This window comes from Myxococcales bacterium (genome assembly GCA_016712525.1).
In the GTDB taxonomy this organism is placed as follows: Bacteria; Myxococcota_A; Polyangia; order Polyangiales; family Polyangiaceae; genus JAAFHV01.
The window spans coordinates 900,487-923,960 of the sequence record JADJQX010000001.1 but is presented as its reverse complement, the minus strand read 5'-3'; the positions used below and the strand labels follow the sequence as shown (position 1 = coordinate 923,960).

The 23,474-nt window shown below is 68.2% G+C and carries 17 protein-coding genes; 9 read left to right on the top strand and 8 right to left on the bottom strand.

What is annotated here, in order from left to right; translation table 11 throughout:
- Window positions 1-56: 56 nt before the first annotated feature.
- The 3 genes from IPK71_03970 to IPK71_03960 all read left to right on the top strand — a co-directional run bounded on the left by IPK71_03970 (window position 57) and on the right by IPK71_03960 (window position 4,725).
- Entirely contained in the window at window positions 57-1,595 is a 1,539-nt protein-coding gene (locus IPK71_03970) for a hypothetical protein (GenBank protein ID MBK8212883.1), read from the top strand.
- Between the two features lie 149 nt (window positions 1,596-1,744).
- Window positions 1,745-2,593, top strand: coding sequence for a hypothetical protein (locus IPK71_03965; GenBank protein ID MBK8212882.1), 849 nt, complete (start codon window positions 1,745-1,747; stop codon window positions 2,591-2,593).
- A gap of 137 nt (window positions 2,594-2,730) precedes the next feature.
- Window positions 2,731-4,725: a hypothetical protein gene (locus tag IPK71_03960; GenBank protein MBK8212881.1), complete on the top strand. Its 1,995-nt coding sequence runs from the start codon at window positions 2,731-2,733 to the stop codon at window positions 4,723-4,725.
- Between the two features lie 102 nt (window positions 4,726-4,827).
- Here the strand turns inward: IPK71_03960 and IPK71_03955 are convergent, their stop codons facing one another.
- On the bottom strand, window positions 4,828-6,927 hold the full coding sequence (locus IPK71_03955; GenBank protein MBK8212880.1) for a DUF362 domain-containing protein: 2,100 nt from the start codon (window positions 6,925-6,927) through the stop codon (window positions 4,828-4,830).
- 136 nt (window positions 6,928-7,063) lie between these two features.
- On the opposite strand from IPK71_03955, the gene IPK71_03950 reads away from it, so the two are divergent.
- The gene (locus IPK71_03950) at window positions 7,064-7,657 is read left to right on the top strand and encodes a hypothetical protein (GenBank protein MBK8212879.1); all 594 of its coding nucleotides are present in this window, start codon (window positions 7,064-7,066) and stop codon (window positions 7,655-7,657) included.
- A 1-nt stretch (window position 7,658) separates the two neighbouring features.
- Here IPK71_03950 and IPK71_03945 read toward each other — a convergent pair whose 3' ends face one another.
- On the bottom strand, window positions 7,659-8,522 hold the full coding sequence (locus IPK71_03945) for an SDR family oxidoreductase (protein MBK8212878.1): 864 nt from the start codon (window positions 8,520-8,522) through the stop codon (window positions 7,659-7,661).
- A complete protein-coding gene (locus tag IPK71_03940) occupies window positions 8,522-10,024 on the bottom strand; it encodes an NAD(P)/FAD-dependent oxidoreductase (GenBank protein MBK8212877.1) in 1,503 nt (500 codons plus the stop codon). Before IPK71_03940 ends, IPK71_03945 begins: the two co-directional genes overlap by 1 nt.
- A gap of 99 nt (window positions 10,025-10,123) precedes the next feature.
- Here IPK71_03940 and IPK71_03935 point away from each other — a divergent pair, with 99 nt between their 5' ends.
- Entirely contained in the window at window positions 10,124-10,765 is a 642-nt protein-coding gene (locus IPK71_03935; protein MBK8212876.1) for a TetR/AcrR family transcriptional regulator, read from the top strand.
- 12 nt (window positions 10,766-10,777) lie between these two features.
- On the opposite strand, the gene IPK71_03930 is transcribed toward IPK71_03935, so the two are convergent.
- The 4 genes from IPK71_03930 to IPK71_03915 form a co-directional block, all read right to left on the bottom strand.
- Entirely contained in the window at window positions 10,778-11,470 is a 693-nt protein-coding gene (locus IPK71_03930; protein ID MBK8212875.1) for an NTP transferase domain-containing protein, read from the bottom strand.
- Window positions 11,471-11,502: 32 nt separating this feature from the next.
- Window positions 11,503-12,492, bottom strand: a complete 990-nt coding sequence (locus IPK71_03925; GenBank protein ID MBK8212874.1) for a glycosyltransferase family 2 protein — start codon at window positions 12,490-12,492, stop codon at window positions 11,503-11,505.
- A gap of 74 nt (window positions 12,493-12,566) precedes the next feature.
- Window positions 12,567-13,799, bottom strand: coding sequence for a class I SAM-dependent methyltransferase (locus IPK71_03920; protein MBK8212873.1), 1,233 nt, complete (start codon window positions 13,797-13,799; stop codon window positions 12,567-12,569).
- Window positions 13,800-13,813: 14 nt separating this feature from the next.
- The gene (locus tag IPK71_03915; protein ID MBK8212872.1) at window positions 13,814-14,770 is read right to left on the bottom strand and encodes a polysaccharide biosynthesis protein; all 957 of its coding nucleotides are present in this window, start codon (window positions 14,768-14,770) and stop codon (window positions 13,814-13,816) included.
- 218 nt (window positions 14,771-14,988) lie between these two features.
- On the opposite strand from IPK71_03915, the gene IPK71_03910 reads away from it, so the two are divergent.
- The 3 genes from IPK71_03910 (at window position 14,989) to IPK71_03900 (ending at window position 19,347) form a co-directional block, all read left to right on the top strand.
- A complete protein-coding gene (locus IPK71_03910) occupies window positions 14,989-15,912 on the top strand; it encodes a polysaccharide biosynthesis protein (protein MBK8212871.1) in 924 nt (307 codons plus the stop codon).
- A gap of 5 nt (window positions 15,913-15,917) precedes the next feature.
- On the top strand, window positions 15,918-16,799 hold the full coding sequence (locus IPK71_03905; GenBank protein ID MBK8212870.1) for an FkbM family methyltransferase: 882 nt from the start codon (window positions 15,918-15,920) through the stop codon (window positions 16,797-16,799).
- Window positions 16,800-17,100: 301 nt separating this feature from the next.
- A complete protein-coding gene (locus IPK71_03900) occupies window positions 17,101-19,347 on the top strand; it encodes a hypothetical protein (GenBank protein ID MBK8212869.1) in 2,247 nt (748 codons plus the stop codon).
- A gap of 1,026 nt (window positions 19,348-20,373) precedes the next feature.
- Here the strand turns inward: IPK71_03900 and IPK71_03895 are convergent.
- Entirely contained in the window at window positions 20,374-21,405 is a 1,032-nt protein-coding gene (locus tag IPK71_03895) for a hypothetical protein (protein ID MBK8212868.1), read from the bottom strand.
- 914 nt (window positions 21,406-22,319) lie between these two features.
- On the opposite strand from IPK71_03895, the gene IPK71_03890 reads away from it, so the two are divergent.
- Window positions 22,320-23,414 (top strand): hypothetical protein, encoded by a 1,095-nt coding sequence (locus IPK71_03890; GenBank protein ID MBK8212867.1) that lies wholly within the window; start codon window positions 22,320-22,322, stop codon window positions 23,412-23,414.
- The last annotated feature ends 60 nt before the right edge of the window (window positions 23,415-23,474 follow it).

Below are 23,474 nucleotides of genomic sequence, written 5' to 3'. Positions count from 1 at the left end.
ATCCGAGTGGTTCAACCACTCAACCTCGATGGCATGGCGGTTGCTGAAGGGCGCGCATGCTCTCCGAAGCCCGCTCCACGCTCCGTCGCCGCGCCCCTCTTCTCCTCGTGGTCCCCTTCGTCTCGGCCCTCGCGGTCGGGTGCGACAGCGGGTCGAACGACGACGCGTTCGACGACGTTCCACCCAGGTCCACGGCGACCACGGACCGCCCTGCTCCCACGGTGTGGCCCCCCGCCACGACGCCCCCCGCACCTTCGACACCTCCGACACCCCAAGGCCCCGGCGAGCTCGTCGTTCCCGGCGACGTGCGGCTGCTCGGCGCCACGACCGACGGCTTCGTGGCCTACTACAAGGGAGTCACTCCGACGAAGTCGCTCGAGGTGTACGACACCACGAAGAAGACGACGCAGGTGCTCGCCGCTTCGACGGCCAACTCGGACTACGTCATGGCCTCGCGAGGGACGGTCGCTCACTGGTCGGCGACGCGCTCGCCCTTCGGTCACGGCACGCTCCACTTCTGGTCCGCCGCACACGGGCGCGTGACCGTCCCCGGCGGTGGCTCGCTCCCGTTCGTCTTCTCGGCGACCGAGGATGGCTCACGGGTCGCCTTCATGGCGAAGTCCACCGCGCCCTCCACGCTCGGGCGCATCGTGAGCGCCACTCCCGCGACGGCCGCGAATGCCCCCGAGGAGATCGAGCCCGCCGTATCGACGGGCTGCGCGATGGACCTGCGCTACGTCGGGGCGCGCCTCTTCACCTCGAGCTGCGGTGCCGCCGATCAGGTGGCGACGGCGCGCGGGATCGACGCTTCGGGCAAAGCCGTGTTCACCCACGCCGACGTGCGCCCCGGCATCGACACGAGCGCCCGCGGCGAGCACGCGCTGACCGTGAAGGTTCAAGGGGGAGGCACGCTCGTCGACATGACCACCGCTACGGAGAAGGCGCTCCCGAGCGACGTCGTCTCGGCTCGCCTCGCACCCGACGGCGTGTTCCTCCTCGCGACCACACGCGGCGAGTCGCTCGTGCGAGCGTCGACGTCGGACCCTGCGACCACCGAGGTGCTCGTTCCTTCCGGCGTGAAAGAGGTGCTCGCCATCGCTCCCGATGGTCGCCACGCGATCGTCGCGACGGACTCGGTGAGCCGCTACAGCGGCTTCGAGAAGCGCACGAGCTACGCCCTCTCGCTCGTCTCTCTCGAGGCCCCCTTCACGACCACCACCCTCGTCGCGACGCCCATCGCGAGCCCCCGAGGCTTCACCGAGTCGGGGAAATACGTGCTCTACAGCGTCGAGCCCGAGGGCGTCACGAACGACGAGCTCCGCGCTCGTGCCGTCGCGGGTGGCTCGGAGATCGCGCTCGGAACGAACGTGGGGCGCGTCTCGCCGCTCCCGGGGACGAACGCCTTCGTGGTGTTCGCGAGCGGGGCGCGGGTGTCCGGCCAGCCCTCGCCTCCGTCCACCGTGACGAAGATCGACCTCGACGCGCCGGCTGCCTCGAAGCTCATCGCGAGCGACGTCGGGGCACACGTGGTCGTGGGTCGCACCGTGTACCTAGGTACGGGCCTCGCGGGCCTTCGTGCGGTCCCGCTCCCCTGAATGGATTCCACGAGCATCGCCGGCGATGCCTCGAACCATCGCCGGCGATGCCTCGAGCGCTCGAGGCGAGAGCGACTTCTCGCTGCGAGCTCTAGGCGAGCGCGTGCACGGCGGGTGGCACCCGAGAAATCAGGTGGTAGCCTGGTCGTATGCTTCGCTTTGCCCGCCGCGCGCTGTATTCGGCCGCGTTCGCCGCGCTCGTTCCGCTCGCGTGCACCTCGTTCGGTGCCGAGCCCAGCGAGGCCCCCGACGCCTCGCCCCCGCAGCCCACGGCCACGGCGCTCCCCACGAGCCCTCCCGGCCTGCCGGACGCCGACCTCCCCGATGGTCTCGCGCCAGGCGACGTGGCCACTCCGCCGACGCGTGACGCCGACGCGCCGGACGCTGCGACCGCTCGCTCGTGCACGGGCAACCTGCTCTTCGCCACCAACTTCGAGGGGGCATCTTTTCCGCCTGCCCCCTTCACGAACGCAGGTACGATCGTGCCCCAGTTCGGTCCGAGTCTCGGGTTCGACGGCAACACGGTGACCTTTCGCCTTCCGGCGGGGATGGCCTCGCAAAGCATGCTCTCCGCCGCCGCGGCTCTCCGCGCCGGCACACAAGCGGTCTGCGTCGAAGGAAAGGTGATGCTCACGGCCACGTCCCCGACCGTCATGGGGGCCGAGGTCGACGTCATGCGTGTGACGGTGGGCGGGGTCACGGCCCGCGTCGCCTTCTCGTCCTTGGGGACGTTCCTCGCCGTGGGCGGCCCTTCGAGCGTCAAGCCGTTCGCGATTTCCAACCCCGACCGCCCGCACCACTGGGTGATGCGTCTTGGTGGCACGAAGGCCGAGCTCTCCATCGACGGCGTTCCCTACGACTTGCCCATTGTCTCGGCCGCTCCCTTCGCGCAAGTGACATTCCAGGTGGGGCTCGACGCGACGAGAGTGACCACTCCGGCAGCAGTTCAAGCCTCGTCGGTCACAGTCGACGATCTGAACGCGACGTCGTTGCCGTGAGCCATCGCGTAGCGGAGACTGCGTGCGCGCCCTCGCGAAGATCGCAGGTCGTGACGCCCGTCGGCGCTCGAAGCGCTGTTTCGTGAGGTCCTTGGGCGGCTGAATGGCCTCGCCTCGTCGTGCATCGTAGACGGCCCATGCGACCCGCGAGACTCGCCTCCCTCCGTAGCTTGCTCGTCCCTGCCGTGCTGCTCGCGGCCGAGGGAGCCGCCCACGCCCAAGAGTGCGCGCGCTCCGTGTGCGCCACCGTGGCGGTGTCCGAGGCTCCTCCGTCGGTGTCGATCACCTTCGACCCGCGCTCGATCGCCTGCACCATCGCCCCACGCATCGGAACGCTCGTCAATGGCACACCCGAGTGGGGCCCGAGCGTACGTCTCGAGACTGCCCCGCTGACCTACACGGAGACGGGAGTCGCGCTCGGGTTCTCGCGCGAGTACTCGGTTCGATGTTGGATGATGGACGGCAACGTTCAAATCCAGCCGAGCACGACGATCTCGGTCGGGCTCCGCGCCGAGGATGCGGAGGACCGTGGCATCGTCGCGATCGTCGTCGACGCGCCGAACGCGGCCGCGCTCGCGCCGGAGCTCGATCGGCTCGAGGCCGACATGATCGCCGAGGGCTACGGCGTCGTTCGTGAGGTGTTCGACCCTGCGACGACCACCCACACGACGTTGCGGAGCGCGCTCGCTGCTCGCCGCGCCACGCTCGGGCCGAGCTTCAAGTACGCGCTCCTCCTCGGCAAGGTCCCGCGGGTGTTCTCGGGCAACGGCGGGTACGACGGGCACTCCGACACGACCGGCGGCTGGCCGACGGACACGTACTACGCCGATCTCGACGGCACGTGGACCGACACCATGACCTACGGTGCTCCCGCGAACCGTCACTACAACGTGCCCGGGGACGGCATGTTCGATCAGATTCGGCCTCCGAGCGCCCTCGAGCTCGCCGTGGGGCGCGTCGACGCCGAGGAGATGCCGGTCTTCGCGCCGCTCACGTCGACCGATCTCCTCCGCCGGTACCTCGAGAAAAACCACGCGTACCGCGCGGGTCAAGTGAAGCTCGCGCGTCGCGCGTGGCGAACGAACACCTTCGGAGGGACGGTCGGGTCGTACGAGGTCGAGCCGCCGACGGTGCACGCCTCGCGGAGCCTCTATGGAGCTGGCCCCCAGGTCGGCGCGGACTTCTTCGGTGGGCTCGCCGACCCCGCGGGGTACGCGCTCGCGTTCGGCTCCGGGGCAGGTGGGCCCTCGTCGGCCTCGGGTGTCGCGACGTCGGCCCTCTTCGCGACGTCTCCCGTGAACGCGGGTTTTCTCGGCCTCTTCGGCTCGTATTTCGGAGACTACTCGTTTTCGAACAACCTAATGCGCGCGGCGCTGTTCGGCCCGAACGCCGTGGTCGGCACCGGGTGGTTCTCGCGTCCGGCGCTCGTGGCGCATCGCCTCGGCGCGCTCGGGACGTTCGGCGATCTCGCGCTCGACACCACGACGACGAGCCTCGGGTTCCTCCTCTTGGGCGATCCGACGCTCCGCATGGACCCGGTGAGCCCTCCTTCGGCCGTGTCGGCGCGCTGCGAACGCGGGCGCCCCACCGTCTCGTGGGGGAGCTCGCCCGACGCGAACGTCGGCTATCGTGTCTTTCGCCGCGAGGTCGGGCAAGCGAGCACGGCGCCCGAGACGCGGGTCTCCGGTGCGTCCACGATCTCCTCGTTCGTCGACACGTCCGCCGACGGGGACAAGGCGTACACGTACCGCGTCGTCCCGGTGCGGCACCTCACCACTGGGAGTGGCACTTTCGTGAAGCTCGGATACGGCGCGAGCGCGAAGACCGACGGGTGTGGCCCCGTGCCGCCCGAGCCTCCGCCGACCCCCACGACACCGCCCACGACGTCGCCGACCGCGCCGCCGAGCACGGGCCCGGTCACGCCAGCGCCCTCGGGTGCGCAGCCCTCGCCGAGCGCGCCGAGCCCAGCGGTCGACGGCGACACGACCCTCGAGGGAGGGGGCTGCGGCCTCTCGGGGGCTCGCGTGAACGGCGAGGGCGCGGCGGGCTTCGCGGCGATCGGGCTCGCCGTGGCGCTCGTGGGGTTCCGCCTCCGTCGCCCTGGCTCACGCCTGCGCCGCGCCGACGGGTGATCCCAAAGCATCGCCGGCGATGCCTCGAAGCATCGCCGGCGATGCCTCGAGCCGACTCGTTCCACGTCGTCTCTGCGCTCGGTCGCGGCGACGCCCTCGTGCTCACGGGTCGAGCACGAGGAGACCAAACGCCTCGGGGACGTGGAAATTCGGCTTCGGGGTGCGGGTCGGGCGGAAGGCCAAGTAGAGCCTCTTCTCTTTGCCCTCCATGCGGTAGAGCCCCAAGGGGAGGCGCTTTCCCGCGCCGAGCGCGGCGATCACGTCGGGTGAGGTCATGGCCATCTCGATCGTGGCCCTCTTTCGCGCGGCGTCACGAGCCGTGCCCACCTTGACGCCGCTCTGCCAGGCGATGTCTTCTTTCCTCTTCTCGCGGTCGACGTCGATATCGAAATAGTGGCCGAACGGGCCCACCTCGACTTCGAAGTAGCGCTTCTTTCGCGCGGGGTCGGGCACCAAGAAGATCTCCACGCAGTCTTCTTGGTAGAGCCGCTCCCGCTCGACGTCCGTCGGGCGCGAGGTGTCCGTGTGGAGGCCCGCGCCCTCGAGCTCCCACGCCACGTAGAGGCCCTTCGGACTCCACAAAAAGCGCGCCTCGGTGAACGTGCCCGTGGCCTTGCCCGACCAGTCCGTGTCGAACCGTACCGGCTTCGCCTTGTTCCACGTGGCCTCGAGCGCGCCATCCAGCTTGGGGGCATCGGCGTCGGAGATTCGCGCCGCGTGCACGTCGCCCTCTCCCGGGCCTTCGGTGGGTGCGCCCGCGTCGCTCTCGGGGGCTGGGGGAGCTTTTGGCGTGGGCGCCGCCGAGCCGGGTTTGACCTCGACGCCCGCGCCCTCGTGGATGACGAACCCGGCCATACCGAGGAGGTGCGCGGGCCTCTTTTCGGCGAGGAGCGACGCGCCGTTGCCCGCGAGCGTGGAGCTCTCGATGTCGACCCGAAAACGTTTGGCCGCCTTCGTGAGGAGGGGCGAGGTGGTGTTCCCCAAGAGCTCTTTCCCGAGCGCCTCGTTCTTCCAGAAGCCGAGATACTGGGCAATCACACGATCGACCCGAATGGGGTTCGTGCCGGCGATCGCGACCGACTCCTTCGTGGGCCATTGACGAGAGAACCCATCGCCGCCCATGGCGGGCGCGCCCTCGGCGATCACCACGTGCGGGGCCGACACCTCGAGCACGTCGGCGATGCGCTCGGCGAACGTGTCGAGCGCGGCGACGTAGGCCTCGCGGGCGCCAGGCTCCTTGGCCTTCTCTTTGGCGAGCGCGGCGCCGAGCTCCTTGTGCATTCGGAACTTCTGATTGAACGCCGGCGACTTGTCCGAGAGCATCACGGTGCCCTGCATGCCCTTGATGGCCGCCGAGAACACGCCGAACCTGTGGGCCTTGATCTTGGGGGCCGAAATGAAGAGCCCCGACTCGAGGTGCTCGGCCAGAATCTTGGGAATGAGCAACGTGGGGACGTGGGTCTTCTCCATGCCCTTCAGCGCGAGTGGCTTGCCGGGCATGTCTCCCTCGACGTCGAAGACGCCGTCGTCGTCCATCGCCACGAGCGGCACGTGCTCTTCGCGGGCCATGGCCTCGTAGCCCGACACGCGCACGAGGCGCTCCCAGTCGGCGTGTTTGGCGCCCCACCCCTCGGCGAGGGTGATCCTCGTGTGCCCGCGTTCCTTGAGGCACCGCACGATGCCGCGGGAGAACTCGGGATCCGTGATGCGCCCGCGGAGGCCGTCGTCCCCGCCGTTTTGTGCGGGATCTTTGAACCACTCGAAGCCGCCGAGGTTCGGCTTGACGAGGATCTTGGTCTCCTTCGGGACCTTGGGCACGCTCGCCTCGCAGGCGCGTTTTCCGAGCTCGAACGGGGTGCCTCCCTCGAGCACGTGAACGGCGGACGTGTCGCCTTCGATGCGGGCGTGCGAGCGCTTGCGGAGCGCTTCGGCGTCGACCGTACCCCCGGTGACGACCTTCGGGCCCTCGGACCAGGTGGGCGAGGCGGCCGTCGTGACGTCGCTGCTCGGGGCAGCCTGCGCATCGCTCGGGGCCGCCCCCGTAGGCTGCGCTCCGGTCGCGGGTGGGGAAATGTCGGTGGGTTTCGGCTTTTCGTCGCGGCAGCCCGAGAGACCGAGCGCGAGCGTCAGCGCGAAGGAGGATGCGACGATCGCCTGCCGCTCCGCGCGTGGTCGCGCTACCCTGAAAAGACCTACCTTCATGCTGACCCCGAACGTACTCGCTTCACTGGCTCCTCGTCCCCGAGGTTGCGTCACGGCCGCCCCCTCGAGAGAGCCTGTGGCGGCTCGAGGCGAGAACGCTCGGCGGGCCGTCTCGATTCTGGTGCTCGGGGCCTTCGTGTCGACGCTCGTGCCTCGTGTCGCGTTCGCCGACGTTTCGCTGCCGCCCCCACCCCCCAAGAAGAGCACGCCCGATCTCCCGCCGCCGCCGCCCAAGTCGAACGGGGGCGGCTCGGCCTCGGGTGGAACGGACCTGCCCCCGCCCCCGAAGAAGAAGGGCGGCTCCGCGGGCTCGACGAAGAAAGAGGGCAGTGAGCCCACCCCCGTGCGCTACGAGGGGGGCACGCGCTCTTCCCCGAGCGACGGCCGAGGCGACAAGACCCTCGGGTGGGTGCTGCTCGTCTCCGGTGGTGTGGTCACCCTCACGGGCACGACCATGCTCCTCCTGGGTGCGGGCCTCAAACCGACGGGAAAACAAGGCGGAAAGAACACCGAGCTCCTCGTCGCCGGCGGCGTGACCACGGGTATCGGCCTCACCGTGGCGGCGATCGGGCTCGTCATTCTGGTGAAGGCGAACGACGGCAAGCTGCCCTCGTTCAAGGCCGAGGGTGGCGCGCCTACGCTGCGTGCGCCCGAATGGGCGAGCCTCTCCACGCCGACGATCCCCGCGCATGGCGAAGGCTTCATGTTGCCCTTGGGCGGTCGATTCTGAGTCAGCGTGTGAGCGCGGCCTGCCGGGCGAGGCGCGAGGCGTAGGCGCGGCGGCCTTCGGGGTCGAGCTCCTCGATCGCGCGGCGGTCCCCGAGGGCGCGGAGGGCCGCGTCGACGAGGGCGCGTGGCACGACGGCGTTCAGCATGTCCCACCCCGCGAGCACACGAGGGACCGCCACCTCGGGCGCCCGCGTGCGGAACGTGCCGACGATCGCCTCGGCGACCTCTCCGGGCTCGACGGTGGGCATGCCTCGATCGAGCGGCACCCCCGACGCGAGCTCGGTGCGCACGGCCGACGGCATCACACACGACACCGTGACACCCGAGCCCGCGACCTCGCGGCGCACCGCCTCGGACAGCCCCACGGCGGCGAATTTGGATGCATTGTACACTGCCATGCCCGGGAGCGGCACCTTGCCGGCCATCGAGGCGACGTTCACCACGTGGCCGTGCCCGCGCGCGAGCATGCCGGGCAGCACGGCCCTTAGCCCCACGACGAGGCCCCACACGTTCACGTCGAGCGTGAGGCGCGACACCTCGTCTCGCTCGTCCACGAACGGCCCGAGCGGCATCACGCCCGCGTTCGCCACGAGCACGTCGACCGCGCCCATGCGCGCCTCGCCCTCGGCCACGAAGGCCGCGAACGACGCCGGATCACGCACGTCGAGGTGCGCCGAGAAGGCCCGATCGCCGAGGCCCTTGGCCGCCGCGTGCGCCGTGTCGGCGTCGAGTTCGCCGAGGCCCACGCGTGCCCCCGAGGCGACGAGGCGCTTCGCCGTGGCGAGGCCGATGCCGCGCCCGGCGCCCGTGACGAGCACACGCGCTCCCGCGACGGAGATGGGCTCGTGTCTTCGAAAGAGGTGCATCATGCATGGCTCCCGGTGGCGTAGGCGGCGCGGGTCGTCTCGCGCTCGGTGCGGTAGTCGTCGAGGTCGAAGCGCGCGAGCCGCGCCTCGAGGGCCGGCGTGGACCAAGGCCACGAGAAGGTATTTTTGCCGTTCTCGTCGAGGTAGTAGCTGCCGCACCCGCCTTGCACGTACACGGTGCGGCGTACGGCCCTCTGCACCTCGTCGAAGTAGCGGTCCATGACCTCGCGTCGCACCTCGATCGTCGCGAGCCGGCCTCTCCGCATCGTTCGGAGCGCCGTCGTCATGTACCCGAGCTGCGCCTCGAGGATGGTGAACGCGGACGAGTGACCCGTGCCGAGGCTCGGCCCGAGGAGCACGAAGAGGTTCGGGAAGCCCGCGACGGTGGTGCCGAGGTAGGCCCGCGGGCTGCCCTTCCAACGCGAGGCGAGCGTCGCGCCCTCGGCGTCTTTCAGGTGGTGGGCGATGGGCATGTCGAGGATGCGGAACCCCGTGCCGTACACGATCACGTCGACCTCGGACGTCGTGCCGTCGCTCGCGCGCACGCGGGGCCCGTCGATTCGGGTGACCTCGGCCGCGTGCACCTCGACGTTCGGCCGCGTGAGCGACGGATAATAGGTATTCGACATCAAGAGGCGTTTGCACCCGAGGGTGTAGTCGGGAGTGAGCTTTTTTCGGAGGGTGGGGTCCGTGACCGAGCGCCGCAGGTGGGCCTCGCCGATGCGCTGCACCTGCTCCATGAGCCACGGGTGGCGAAAGCCGAGGCCGAACGCCTCCATCGCGGCGTACTCGGCGCCGCGGAGGGCCTCGCGCGCCTTGGGGAAGGCCCGGAGCACGCGCTGCATCGGCGCGGGCACGGGCGCGTCGGGCTTCGGGAGCACCCACTGGGCGGTGCGCTGGTAGAGGTGGAGACGCGCCGCCGTCTTGGCGATCTCGGGCACGAACTGCACGGCCGAGGCGCCGGAGCCGACCACCGCCACCCGCTTCCCGGTGAGGTCGACGTCGTGGCGCCAGCGCGCGGAGTGGAACGCCTCGCCGGAGAACGTCTCTCGGCCCTCGACCGTTGGGACGAGCGGCTCGTGCCAGGGGCCCGCGGCCGTGACGAGCACGTCGGCCGACATGGGCCCTCGGGAGGTGTCGAGGTGCCAGCGCCGGTCCCGCGGGGAGTACCTCGCCTCGAAGAGGGCCGTATCGAAGCGCACGTGGCGCACGAGGTCGAAGCGCTCGGCCACGTGCTCCAGGTAGGCTAGGATCTCGGCCTGGCCCGCGAACGCGCGCGACCAGGCTGGGCTCTGGGCGAAGCTGTACGAATAGAGCGCCGAGGGTACGTCGCACGCGCAGCCGGGGTAGGTGTTGTCACGCCAGGTCCCCCCGAGGCGCGAGGCCTTCTCGAGCACCACGAAATCGATGCCCTCGTCGCGGAGCACCTTGGCCGCGCCGAGCCCCGAGGGGCCCGCGCCCACGACCACGACCGAGAAATGACGACGCTGCGAGGAGCTCACGAGGGGCCTCCATGAGGGTTTGGGATACCGTTGGTTTTTGAAACCTAGCGGAATCTGGATGCCGTGCAAGGCGAGATTCTTGGTACGCTCTCGGCTCCGATGCCCCGCCTCACGCGCGCCGAGAGCCAAGCCAAGACCCGCGCCGCCCTGCTCGAGACGGCCCGCGAGTGTTTCCTCAGGGACGGGTACGCCGAGACCTCGCTCGACGGCATCGCCCTCGCCGCCGGGTACTCGAAGGGCGCCGTCTACTCGAACTTTCGCAACAAAGACGAGCTATGCCTCGCCGTCATCGACGCCATCCGCGCCGACCGCGCCGAGGCCCTCGGGCGCGCCATGGCCGGCAAGCGGACCTTGTCGACGCGCATCGCGGCGCTCGAGGTGTGGGCCGAAGAGCACCTCGGCGACCGCGCGTGGACGGCCCTCGAGGTCGCCTTCGCCGTGCACGCGAGCCGCGTCCCCGAGCTCGCGGAGGCCCTCTGTGTGCGCCACGAGGCCATCCGCGCCGCGGTCACGGCGCTCGTCGTGGCCGAGGCGGAGAGCGCGGGCATCACGCTCCCGTTCGGCGCCGAGCACGTCGCGGTGGCCATCTTGTCGCTCGGGCTCGGGCTCGGCGTGCAGCGCGCGCTCGACCCGAACGTCTCGGTGCGCCCCCTCGGCGACGTCGTGCGGGCGCTCGTCGGCACGACCCAAGCCAACAAGAAGCCCGCGGCGGCCAAGGCGAGGCCACGCGCGGGCTCGTGACGTGCGGGCCGGTCAGCCCTTCTCGTGCTCTTCGCGGACGCGGGCCAGGTCGACCAAGGTGTCGACCGAGAACCACTTCTTCGGGAGCACGTTCGACACGCGCAGCTCGCCGCGCGCCATCATCGCGTTCCACACCGCGTAGAAGTCGTCCGTCTCTTGGAGCTTCGCGATGGCGTTCACGCGCGCCGGGTTCAAGATCTGGATGCCCGAGCAGTAAATGTCGGACGGCGTGTTGCGGTCGAGGCTCGTGACGCGGCCCTTCTCGTGGATGATGAAGTCGCCGTCGAGGCCCTCGACGGGCTTCACGGGCACGAGCATGCCGATGGGCGCGCCCTGCGCGAAGTAGTCTTCGGCGAGCTCGTCGAAGTCGAGGTCGGTCACGTTGTCGCTCGTGAGCACGAACACGGGCTCGTCGAGGTGCGCGAGCAGCGTGTTGGCGATCCACCACGCGTTCGAGTGGCCCTCGGTCGTGAAGATCGACGCGACGCCGATCTCGACCAAGTGGTGCGCGAGCATGGCGCCCTTGTACCCGACGGTCACGTGGATGTTCGGCACGAACTTTCGCACCTTGGCGATGCCGTGCGCGATGAGCGTCGAATCCAGGTACGGCGCCATCGGCTTCGGGAGGGCGTCGGTGAGGGGGGCCATGCGCCTCCCGCGGCCGGCGGCCATGATCACGGCGTGGCTGACTCGTTTGGTCGTCATGGTGGGTTCGTTGCGCGCCCTCGGGCGGCCTTTCAACGCTTCTCGGTGCCGCCGTAGTCGGCCACCAGGTTCTTCGTGCCTTCTTGCTGGGTGATGCGGTGGCCGAGCGCGTTCAGGGCCGCGCGCGCCTTCTCGGGGACGTACGAGAGAGCATACCCTGCCACGGTGCGGGGGTTTACGGCCTCGCGCCAGTCGAGCTCGATGGCCTCGCGGAAGCACTTGCGCGCCCAGGCGCTGTCGCCGTCGAGGCGCACCACGCTCCAGCCCGCCGTGCGCAGGAGCGAGCGCCGCGCGAACACGAGGTCCGGCATATTTTCTTTAGGGAAATCCGGGTGTTGCGCGAGCCTGTCGAGGAAGACGAGGCCCATCTCCACGTTGCTCTTCACGGCGCGCCCGCGGTTCGAGCCGTGCTCGCGGAGCAGCACCACGGGCTCCGGGATCCACGAGAACGCGTACGTCATGGCGAGCTTTTGGTAGGCGCTCTCGGTCTCGGCGAAGATGTCCTCGTAGAAGGGGTAGCGCGCGAAGCACGCCTTGCGCACGAGCGGCGAGAGCATGTCCGAGGGCCCACCCTCGCGGAGGAGCTGGCCCAAGATCATGCCGTGGCCGCGCGTGGGCGGGACGGGCCACTGCTCCTTCGTGCGATCGTCGAACTTGAGCGCGCTCGCGGTGACCACGCCGAAGCTCGCGTCGAGCTTCTCGAAGGCCGCGACCTGGAGCTCGAGCTTCATGGGCAGGTAGAGATCGTCCGAGTAAAGGAACCCGATGTACTCGCCTTGCGCGAGCGCGATGCCCTGGTTGAAGCGCGTCGTGAGCGACTTGTTCTCGTCGTTCAAGACGAGGCGCACCTTCGGGTTCTCGCCGAAGCGCTCGCGGAGCAGCTCGCGCGACCCGTCGGTCGAGCCGTTGTCGAGCACGATGACCTCGAAGTCGTCGTACGTCTGCGCGAGCACGCTGTCGATCGCCTGGGCGACGTAGGGCTTGTGGTTGTACGAGACGACGAGGACGGAGACGCGAGGCATTCGAGTTTTACCCGGGTAAAAAGAGGTCGACCCCGTGCGGGAGAACCGAACGGGGCCGATGGGAGGGCTTCTTCTCAGCCGACGTAGTGCGGAACGGGGATGGGGTGGAGGAACTTCATGCCCCTCTTCGCCATCTCCTGCTCTTGGGCCACGATCTCCTTCGTGAGGTTCCAGGAGAAGAGCACGAGGATGTTCGCGCCGGTCTCCTTCATCTTCGAAGGATCGTGGATGGGGATGTGCGACCCGGGCGTGAATTTGCCGTGTTTGATCGGCGCCTTGTCGACGATGTAGTTGATGTGCTCGGGGCCGAGCTCGCAGAACTGGATGAGCGCCTGGCCCTTGCCCGAGGCGCCGTAGCCGACCACGATCTCGCCGCGCGCGCGGGCCTCTTCGAGCTCTTTGCGCATGAGGCGCTTCTGCTCGCGGACGCGATCGCCGAACGCCGCCCACGCCTTGGTCTCGAGGACGCCCTTCTTCTCTTCTTCGGCCAGCATCGCCTTGCCGCCCTCGCCGAGGGCGCGCGGGTCGTCCTTGTGGGCGAGGTAGGCGCGGACCGAGCCGCCGTGGAGCGAGCTCATCTCGCCGTCGATGAGCTTGAGATCGTGGATCTCGGCGAGGCGGCGCACGCTGTCGATGCCGTGGTAGCCGATGTGCTCGTGGTAGACCTGGTCGTACTGGAGCTCGTCGAACATGGGGATGAGCGCCGGGAACTCGAGGATGGCGGTGCCACCCGGGGCGAGCAGGAGCTTCACGCCGCCGACGAGGCCGTGGAGATCGGCCACGTGGGCGAGCACGTTGCGGCCCACCATGAGGTTCGCCTGGCCGTGCTCCGCGAGCGCCTTCTTGGCCGACTCGAGGTTGAAGAACGTGCCCCACGTGGGGATGCCCTTGGCCGTGGCCTTCTCGGCGATGCGCTTCGCCGGGTCGATGCCGAGCACGCGGCGGCCGAGCTTCTGGAACTCACCGAGGAGCGTGCCGTCGTTCGAGGCCATCTCGATGACGAAGCCGTCCTTCGGGGTCTGGCACTTCTCGGTCACGTGCGCCGCGAACTCTTCGCAGTACTTGTGCACGGTGGTGCTGACGCCGGTCTCCCACGCGTAGTTCACGAAGAGCAGCGACGGATCGACGATCTCCTTGATTTGCACGTGGCGGCAGTCTTCGCAGAAGACGAGCGTGAGCTGGTACTTCTGCTCGGTCTTGGCCTCTTCGAGGCTCGCGAGGAGGCCGCCGGCGAGCGCGACGGGGCCGTAGTCGAGGATGACCGAATGCCGTTCGGAGCTGCAGATTCGGCACTTGTAAGCTTGCATCACGATACCCCTCTTCAGCTGCGCTCGATCTCGGCCGAGCGCGTGATCATGTCGACGATTTCTTCGGTCGTGAGGCGATCCGCGTTCTCGGACGTGAGGGCCACGGTGGGCGGGTTCGCCTGACGCTCGCGGAACGAGATCGCGTAGTGCGGCACGCCCTTGAAGGTGACCGCGCGGGTGAACGGCAGCTCGAGGTCGCCGATGAGGTACTCGTCCTGGCGCTCGCCCGGGCGGCCCTCGATGTGCTTCCAGGTGCCGCCGCGGTGGATGACCCACTGGTCGAGGATGTCCTTCACCATGGCGCTCTTCATGCGGCGCCCGAGGATCGAGCCGTGGAGCTCGTCGGCGTTCTCGATGGCGTTCTCGACCACGTTGACGGCCTCGGCCACCGTGAAGAAGAAGCGGCGCATCTCGGGGCCGGTCGTGCCGATGACGCCCGTGTCCTCCTGCATGCGCTGCCACACGGGGAACACCGAGCCCACCGACCACGCGATGTTGCCGAAGCGCGTGCAGAGGAACTTGGTGCTCGTCTGCCCGTCGAGGCCGAGGAAGAGGCGCTCCATGACGGCCTTGGTCATGCCGTACGTGTTGCGGATCGGCGGGGTCGCCTTGTCGGTCGAGATGCCGACGACGACCGGGATTTTACGCTCGATCGCGACCTTGGCGACGTTCTGCGAGCCGAGCACGTTCACGTCGATGCACTCGAGCGGGTACTTCTCGCCGAGGTCGACGTACTTGGTGGCGGCTGCGTGCACGAGGATGTCGGGACGCGTCTCGATCACGGCGTCGCGGATCGACTCGTAACGGGCCACGTCGACCGGGAGCGACGGGCAGCCGCTGAACTTCTCGGCGAGCGTGTTCTGGTGCTGGTTACGCGCGCAGAGGAAGACCTTGTAGCGGTCGCGGAGCGCCTTGCCGAGGCGCCGTCCGAGAAAGCCTGACCCACCAGTGATGAGGACCGTCGGTTTCAAAGTTGCTCTCCAGGGAGGGCCCGCGTGTCGAGCGCGAGCGACGAGGCCTCGCAGTCTTAGTCGGGCGAAGGGCCCCCGCAAGCGAAGAACGGTTGCGAGGGGTTCTGTCGCGTAGTACTAGCCCCGAGGCCTTTCCCGCAAGGCAAAGAACACGCGGACACCTCGGAAAAATCCGAGTGAACGTCGTGTGAATGCGGGAGCCGAGCGAGGAAACGAACATGGGGATGCGCGTACTGATCACGGGCGGGGCCGGGTTTCTTGGGAGGCGCCTCGGGGCGACGCTTTCGTCGCGCTACTCCGTGGTCCTAGGCGACGTCGTCCCGACCGAGGTTGCGGGCTGTACGTTCGTGCAGCTCGACGTCGCGAACGTCGATGCGGTCCGTAAGGTCTTCGGCGAGGTCAAGCCCGACATCGTCGTGCACGCCGCGGCGAACAAGTACGTCGACCTCAGCGAAAAAGACCCGTTCCACTGCGTCGACGTGAACATCACGGGCACCGAGAGCATCGCGCGCGTCGCCATGGAGACCGGCGTCCCGATGGTCGTCGGCCTGTCGAGCACCGCCGCCACGCCGCCGCAGGTGAGCGTGTACGGGCTCGCGAAGGCGATCCTCGAGCGCACGTTCTGCTCGCTCAACGGCAAGACGGAAACCAAGTTTACTACCGTGCGCCTCGGCAACATCCCGTGGTCCACGGGCTCGGTGCTCCCCGCGTGGAAAGAGATGCTCGCGAAGGGCGGCGTCGTCACCACCACCGGGCCCGACGATCACCGGTTCTTCTGCCGCCTCGAAGAGGCCGTCGAGACGGTGCAAATCGCGATCGACAACATCGACGAGGTCGCCGGCAAGGTGCTCGTCCGCAAGTCCAAGCAGGCCCGCATCCAAGACGTGCTCGACGCCTTCGTGAAGGCGAACGGCGGCACGGTGCAGAAGGCCGAAGCGCGCCTCACCGGGCGCTCGATCGAGATCCTCGTGGGCGATCTCGAGGTGCCCTACACGCGCGAGACGGTCCTCGGCGGCGCGCCTCACTTCGTGATCTCCTTCAACGCGAAGGCGAGCCCGCCCATCGCCGGCATGCTCGACGCGGCCAACGCCGACGCGCTCTCGGGCGCCGAGCTCTCGGCCATCGTGGCGGCCGGAGCGTGATCGCGATGGACGACCAGAAGCTCTCGCTGAAGACGCGGTTCCTCAACGTCTTCCGTACGCCCCTCACCCACAAGGCCGTCGACGGCGTGCTCTCGCGGGCCACGCAAGGCCAGCACCCCGAGAGCATCCTCGCGCGCATCCCGCCGAGCAACCTGCTCTACCCGCGCCCCTCGATCCGGCGCGTGCAGCGCGACGGCCTCGAGTTCGAGCTCGACATCAGCGACTTCGTCGAGTGGGTCATCTACTACGGCATCGCCACCGAGCCCCGCGGCAAGCTCGCGAACCTCGCGCGCCCCGGCGACACCGTGCTCGACATCGGCGCCAACGTCGGCGAGACCACGCTCCGCTTCTCGCGCCGCGTCGGCCCTGCCGGCAAGGTGTACTGCTTCGAGCCGAACCCGCCCGTCCGCGCGAAGCTCGAGCGCAACATCGCGCTGAACCGCTTCACGAACATCGAGGTCATGCCGCTCGGCGTGGGCGACGCCGAGGCCACGCTGAAGCTCTCGTCGCCGTCGCCGCACAACCGCGGCGGCAACCGCATCCTCGAGAACCCGGTGGGTGACTTCGTCGAGGTGCGCGTCGTCCCGCTCGACACCCTCGTCGCCGAGAAGGGCATCGAGCGCGTCGACGTGGTCAAGATCGACGTCGAGGGCTTCGAGCTCCGCGCGCTCAAGGGCGGAAAGAAGACGCTCGAGCGCTGGAAGCCGATCCTCTTCATCGAGATCAGCGACGAGACCCTCCGCGGCGCCGGCACGTCGCCGTCCGAGGTGCTCGCGTTCGTCGAAGAGCTCGGGTACGAGCTCCGCCACGCCGAGACCGACGCCCGCCTCTCCTCGAAGGACAACTTCGACGGCCAGCACTTCGACGTGGTCTGTCGCCCGAAGTGAGGGCGCGCAAGCGCTCGTAACTGTTCGAAAATACGCTACGCCGCGCCCTTGGGCGAAGGTGCGGTGTGCCGTGCCTTCGCCGTAGAGCTGCGGCGTGGCGTCCCCGAAGGCCTAATGCGCGTGCGGCTACCTCGCTTCGACGATGTCGGAGCAGCGGGGCAGGTCGACGAGCGCAGCTGGCGTTGGACTCCTGGACGCTGCTCTCGCGGGCAAGTGTTCGTTTTTGTTCGGCAGCCCGCGGGGCGCCCCAAAAAAATCGAAGGGGACGCAACGAACGTCAGGTTCGAGCCGACGAGCGTGCATGAACACTCGGCACTCTCGGCGTTGGTACCTCGCTCTCCTCCTTCCGCTCCTCGGGCTCGGCTGCTCGGACGCGTCGGCCCCGGCCCCCTTCCCGGAGTCGAGCGACCTCGAGCAACGCCTCGCGGCCGACCTGGAGTCGCCGGTCTTCCTCGAGCTCGACGGGGAGCGCGCGTTCCTCGCTCCTCAAGCGCCGACCCGCGTGGTTGCTCCGCCCGACGAGAGCACCGTGGGGGACCGCATCCGAGACTGGGTGCAGCTCTATTCCTCGTCCTTCGGAATCGCGGCGGACGTGATCTCCGTCGCGGGGCAGGCCCGTGTTCCAGGAGGAGGGTTCCACGTCGTGCTCGCGACCAACGTTCCGGCGAGCGTCGCGTCCTCGGGCTACGCCGTCGACGTTCTGCTCGACGGTGATGGTCGCCTCGTCGGCTTGACGTCCTACGCGAACGCTTCGGCGACCCTCGTCCCGAAGATTACCTCCGAGGCGGCGATCGCCACGGCCCTTCGTGCTCTCCCGGAGTCTCCGGAGCCCGTATCTTCCAGCGGCACGGGAGACGACGACCCTGTCGCCAAGAGCGCGGCTCCGGAGGCCCGGTTGGTCTACAGCGCGGACGGACCGAACGACGCCCGCCGCCTGCTCTACTCGGTAGTCGTCGAAGACAATGTCGTCTGGGTCGATGCGCTCTCGGGAGAGGTCACGGACGTCTTGCCGGCGCGTTCGGGTCTGCAAGGCGAGTCGAGCAGTTGGCGCTACTACTCTCACTTCCCCTACCCGGACGCGACGAAGGTCCGCCGTGTCGACTACGAGCAGGCGGCGGGGAGGACGGTAGTGCTTCAGCGTGCGGCGCAGGCAGCGACATTCTGGTCGCCCGAGAAGTCCCGCATCGAGGTCGGCTACATGACGGGCTTCCTGAAAAAGGGGAACGACGCCAAGAGCACGACCATCACGCACCAGCCGCTCACCGCGGAGAACGTCTCCAAGCTCGACCTCGAGACTCCCGCGTATTTCCTGGGCAAAAAGATGCCGTTGTGGTCCGGCGTCGGCGTGGACGCCATGGTCGAAGCGAACCGTGCCGACGAGTTCTTTCAGAAGTTTCTTCTCGCCAGTCCGGCGCGGCGGATGAAGGTCGTCAACGGTCTTCCCTTAGTCACCAACGAGCCGATCCAGGTCGTCGTCCATGCCAACTATTACGACTCGGACGACAAGACAGGTCAGTTCTTCAACAACTCCTGCCACGTTACGGGGAGTACCACGCTCCTCTTCGGAGACGGGTACGCAACGCTGAGCGACAACCCGACGGATGTGCGGCCCGTCGTGCTCTCACTCGATGTGGTGGGTCACGAGATGACCCATATGTGGCTCGACACCCGCAACCTCGCCGTCGAGGGCCAGGCGATCGAAGAGGGGCTCGGAGACGTCGTCGGACAGCTTCTGGAGCACTCGGTCTTCCAGCCTCTCGGCGAGCCGACCCGACCCGACCGCCTCGGAGAGAATTCCTTCGTGCGCACGCACGGCCTGCGGAACCTCGCACAGCCCGAGGTCGGCCAAGCGAACCGCGAGGCAGGCGACCCGTCGTTGCAGGCGAACCACTGGACCCATCGATGGTGCATGCTCGCCGATAGGCAAGGCGGAGCCGTGCTCGATCGGCGGGGTCAGCCCCAAATCGACCTCGCGAAAGTGAGGTCGAGGGCGGAGCGAGAGCGCTGTTTCTACGAGGCGTCGTCGATCGTAGGTCACGCCTTCTATCTCATGACGTTCGGGGGCCAAAACGCGACCTCCAAGGTCGTCGTCCGGAACCCCATCGGCTGGGAGACGGCGCAACCCCTGTGGTTGGCGATGCTCGTGAGGGCTCCTTTGGCGGGAGAGCTCCGCGCATTGATGCCGCCCACCATGCTCGACCTCGCCGACCGTCAGCTCGCGATGGCACGCGCGGTCTCCCCCGACACGGCGAACGCCGTGGGATGCGCGTGGGAGGCCGTGGGTGTGCTCCGCTCGGGAACGACGCAACGCTTCACGGGCAAAGCGTGCACCCTCGCCGCGCCCATCTCCTGCGCCGGTCGACGCGATGGCGTGTATTGCGACGAGCTTTCGCCGTACGCCGCGGTACGCTGCCAAGGAGGCGCGATCGCGGGCGCTCCGCCGCCGTGCCCCACGGGCAAGACGTGCCGCCCTCAAGGTGGATTCATCGGCAACCCTGCGATCATGACCTCGGACAAGGCGCTCACATGTTTTTCCCCGGCCGAATGAGCACGCCCGCACGCCCCCGCGCCGCATCGCTCGCTCGCGTGCTCTTGGGCTTCCTCGGTGCGGCGATGGTCCTCACGCAGGTCGAGGGGGCCCACGCGGCCGAACCTCCGGCCCGGGTGGAAGCCTCGCAGGACGCGCCGACGGTGCAGGTCGCGAAGCCGAGGTCCCCGCCGTCATGCCCACGGATGGGTATGCCCGATCTTCCCGCCCGCGCGCTCTTCGAGCGAGCCGAGGGCCCGCGTCAGGCCGAGGCGATCGCGGCGGTCAGCGAGTTCCGTGACCGGCAGCTCTTCCTCGAACACGAGAGGGAGGTGATCGCGCGGGCCCGATCGCCCATGCCTCGCCATCCGGCTTTCGAGCGAGCGCTCCCCGGCTTCAAGCTGGAGCTCGAACCCTTGTCCCCTGCGGCGACCCGGGGCTCTGGAGGGCACGAGAGGACGGGTGCGCGCGTCGTCTCTGCCAGCGGACCCATCGATGCCCCGGCTCCGTGGGGACGTGATTTTCGAGGGTTCGTCGACCGCCATCGCGACCTCTTCGGAATTCGCGCCGACCGGCGGGTACGCGTCATGCAACCATGGGTCGGGCGCATTCACCTCGAGTACCCCAATGGTGCCGTTTCGGACGGATGGATCTCGGGCTCGGAGAGCTACGGAATGGGCTGCCTGATGTCGTACGATACTCCCACGGGGTATCAGATTCACAACGACTTACCGCTGGACGAGCCGTACCTCTCCGCCCCTCCGGCGTTCTCTGCCGAGGAAGCCCTGCGCCGATTTCAGGATATCGCTCCGTACGTCTCGACGGACTCGGAGCCACCCGTTCGCCTCTTCATTACGACGAATCGAGCCGGTACCTCACGCTTGGTATGGCGTATTCGCTACCACTACGAGTGCCTCTCGTGGTTCGCTCATGTGGGAGGCGACGTGAAAACCGTGCACTTCGACGCGGACATGGACGCCTTCTCGGGCTCGCTTCTCTAGTTTCGTCGAGGAGCTCGGGCCGATACCGGAGCGCGGCGTGGGGGAGTCAGCCTCGCGTTCGGCGCGTGACGAACGCGGAGCCGACGCCAGCCGCCGACTTTCGTATGTAATAGAGCTCGCAGGCGTCGGGCGAGATGGATGTGGGGAAGTCGTTCTGTCCGCCGTTGAGACCGTCGAGGCGCTGCGCGGGGCCGAAGGGCTCGGTTTTGGTCGATCGCCGTGCGACCCATAGGTCGAAGTTGTCTTCGTTTCCGGGAGGCCGCGACGACGCGAAGAAGACCTCGAGCTCGTCCTCCGTGACCACCGGCGCGAACTGGTTGGAGCCCGCTTGGTTGACGGACGACCCCGGCACCGTGCTCGGCGCGCCGAACGTCGGTGCCTCGCCTTCGGCCCGGTACAGCTCCCACCTCGGTGGCGTCATCGAGCCCGTGGCCGCGAAGTAGAACGTGCGCCCGTCGGCGAGCAGGTACGGCTCGTTCGACGCGGCGAACGAGAGTGGCAATGCCGTCGCCTTCTCGAACACGCCTCCCGCCGAGGCGCTCGCGAGAAAGATCTTCACGGCGCCGTTGCGGTCCGAGCCGAAGAGGAGGTGCTTCGCGTCGCCGGTGACGGTCGGGTACGAGTCGTAGGCGCTCGCGGCGTTGACGGCGCTCATCGGGACGAGGGACCCGTACGTGTCCGCGGTGGTCGTGATCGTTCCTTGGTACATGTCGCACCCGCGCTTGTCGCCGTTCGGTGGACAGAGCGAAAGGTAGACCAGCGACCGGTTCGTCCCGAAGCGCACGGCCTCGACGCTGTACGCGCCGAGACCTCCGAGCGCCGTCGGAGCTCCGAAGGGCGCGTCGTGCGAGCAACGCAGGCGGGTCGTCCCGTCGGGTGCGCCGCCGTCTTCCGACGTGCCGGCCTCGCCGCCGTCACCTTCGCTCCCGTCGGCCCCGAAGGACGTGCAAGCGGTCCAGCACAGGCTCACGGCGACCGCCGTCGACGCGCCAAGCAAACGAACACGCATGACGACCATCGTACCATCGCCCTGCGTCGTGTCGGTCCACCTCGACACCCTCGCCTGGGGCTCGCGCATCGACGCGCCTTGCCGCCCGGAGGCGCGGACGTTGGCTCCCAAGTGCTCGTATTCGTTCACGGATCGGATGCGTGTTACGGCTCGATGGTGACCGGGGTGCCGGCGGTCACGGGGGGCTGCCCCCAAGGTGGTTCGGTTGTCGTGCAGGTGAGCTCTCGTATCTGCAAAATAATCGAGCCCTCGTTGCGCATCGGGCGGAGCCGTGCCGGGGTCGTCCTTGCCTTCGGCCCGTAGGGACTTCCGGCCCGCCCCGAGAGAAGTCGAAAGTGAGGTGGAGGCCTCGTACGCCCCGCCGACGGTGCAGGTCGCGAAGCCGAGGTCCCCGCCGTCGTGCCCGAGGATGGATAGGCCCGGCGGCCCACCAGGCTTACGGCGATGGTACGATGGTCGTCATGCGTGTTCGTTTGCTCGGCGCGTCGACGGCGGTTCCTCACGCAGTAACGCCGCAGGGGATCCTGCTTGAGCGGCCGGGGGTTGGCACGGATGTGGCCGTACCATTCCTTCAGTCGAGCGGGTTTGGGGTCGCCTATCATGACGCCACGGTGGCCAGCATCGCAGGTCTGTTTGGACCATGATGAGCCTTGCAAAAAAAGGCTGTTCTGGCGGGGATGGTTGTCTCGGCATTGGTGGTCGCGCCGCTAGCCTGCGGCGATGAGCCATCCTTGATCGAGCCCCGTTCGCCAGTCGACGCCGATCGTTGGGGTGATGTGACCGTGATTGGCCTCCGTGACGCCGCAAAGGACTCGGCCCCTTGGTTGGACGGGGCGGCGCTGGACCGTGGACCCCCACCACGGCCGGGGGGATGGGCGGAGGTAGCCGGCCTCTCGAGCACATGCCATTTCTACATCTCGACGACGCCAGAGCTCGCTGCGCCAGCCCTGAACTGGAAGGCATGCCCATCCGGATTGCCGTGCATGCTGGCGATTCCGAATGATCCGTTTCCGTGGAACAGCTTACTTCGGTACGTGCGACCCACCATCGTTGCACCGCCGTATGAAGATTCCAGCGGCGTCTACTTCTCGTACACGGACGTGGTCGTTGCGGCTCCCGACAGACCGGGCTGGGAATACGCGGTGGTTCAGGCGATGGATGGCGCCGCCAAGGTGGTTCTGGCTGGGGCCCTCGGAGCAGATGAAGTCACTCGCGCAGGTGGGTGCCTTGCTCAGTTTATCCAGGGAAGCGCCGAGGGATACGTAGCGGTCGTGAGTGAGTTGCGTCATGAGGGATACGGCATACCTGAAAATTCCTGGTTGATTCGGTCGCCCTGGGGCGTGTCGGCTCCGCAGGTGCTCGAGGTATGGAACCGTCTCGGTGCGTATCCGCTGGTCCAAGGGGTGGGTGGGAGCCCGTCGATGGCGCTTCTCGAGCGAACCGCCGGGGGCTCGGTCTTCACGACCGCCATTCGTGGTACGAACATCACCGAGCCCGGGATGCCGATCCGACCCAGCGAGCTGCCTCGACCTGCGATCGGGGGGTACTTTGCGCTCATGGCAGGGGCGACACCCACCATCTCGTTCGTCGACGAGAGCGGAGATGTCCGAGTGGTCGTTCGACCGATGCCCGGAAAGCGCATCGCGTACTACATGCTCGACGAGAATCCGCCCGGGCTGCCTGCGCGCCCGAAGGACCTGGTATGGCTGGAAGGAGACCTCGACGACTCGGCCACCACTGGGATTTTGTACGCTTCTCCGTACGCGACCCGAGAGACGGAGTTGGTTCGACGCGCGGTGGCGCGCGTACGCCTTCGTGCCGGCGTCGCGAATCGAGGAGTCTTCGCATGCCCGTCGGACGACGGTACCATGCGTGTCGTTCGCCTTGCGGATGGATTAGGGTGGAGTATCCCGAGCGAACCGAGTGTGGCATTGACATTTGCCTCTTGGGCAAACGACGACTCGGTCTGGTCGTACATATCCGACATCAAAGCGGGCGAGCCTGGCTACCCCCGACGGGCCGGTTTCGTGCGACTGCAACGGCCGATGGGGCCCCCTAATGTCCCAAGCGGATTGTAGGTAGAATGGCCATCGGAAGGCGCATCGGTCGCAGCGCGAACGGCGTTGGCTGCGCGCCGG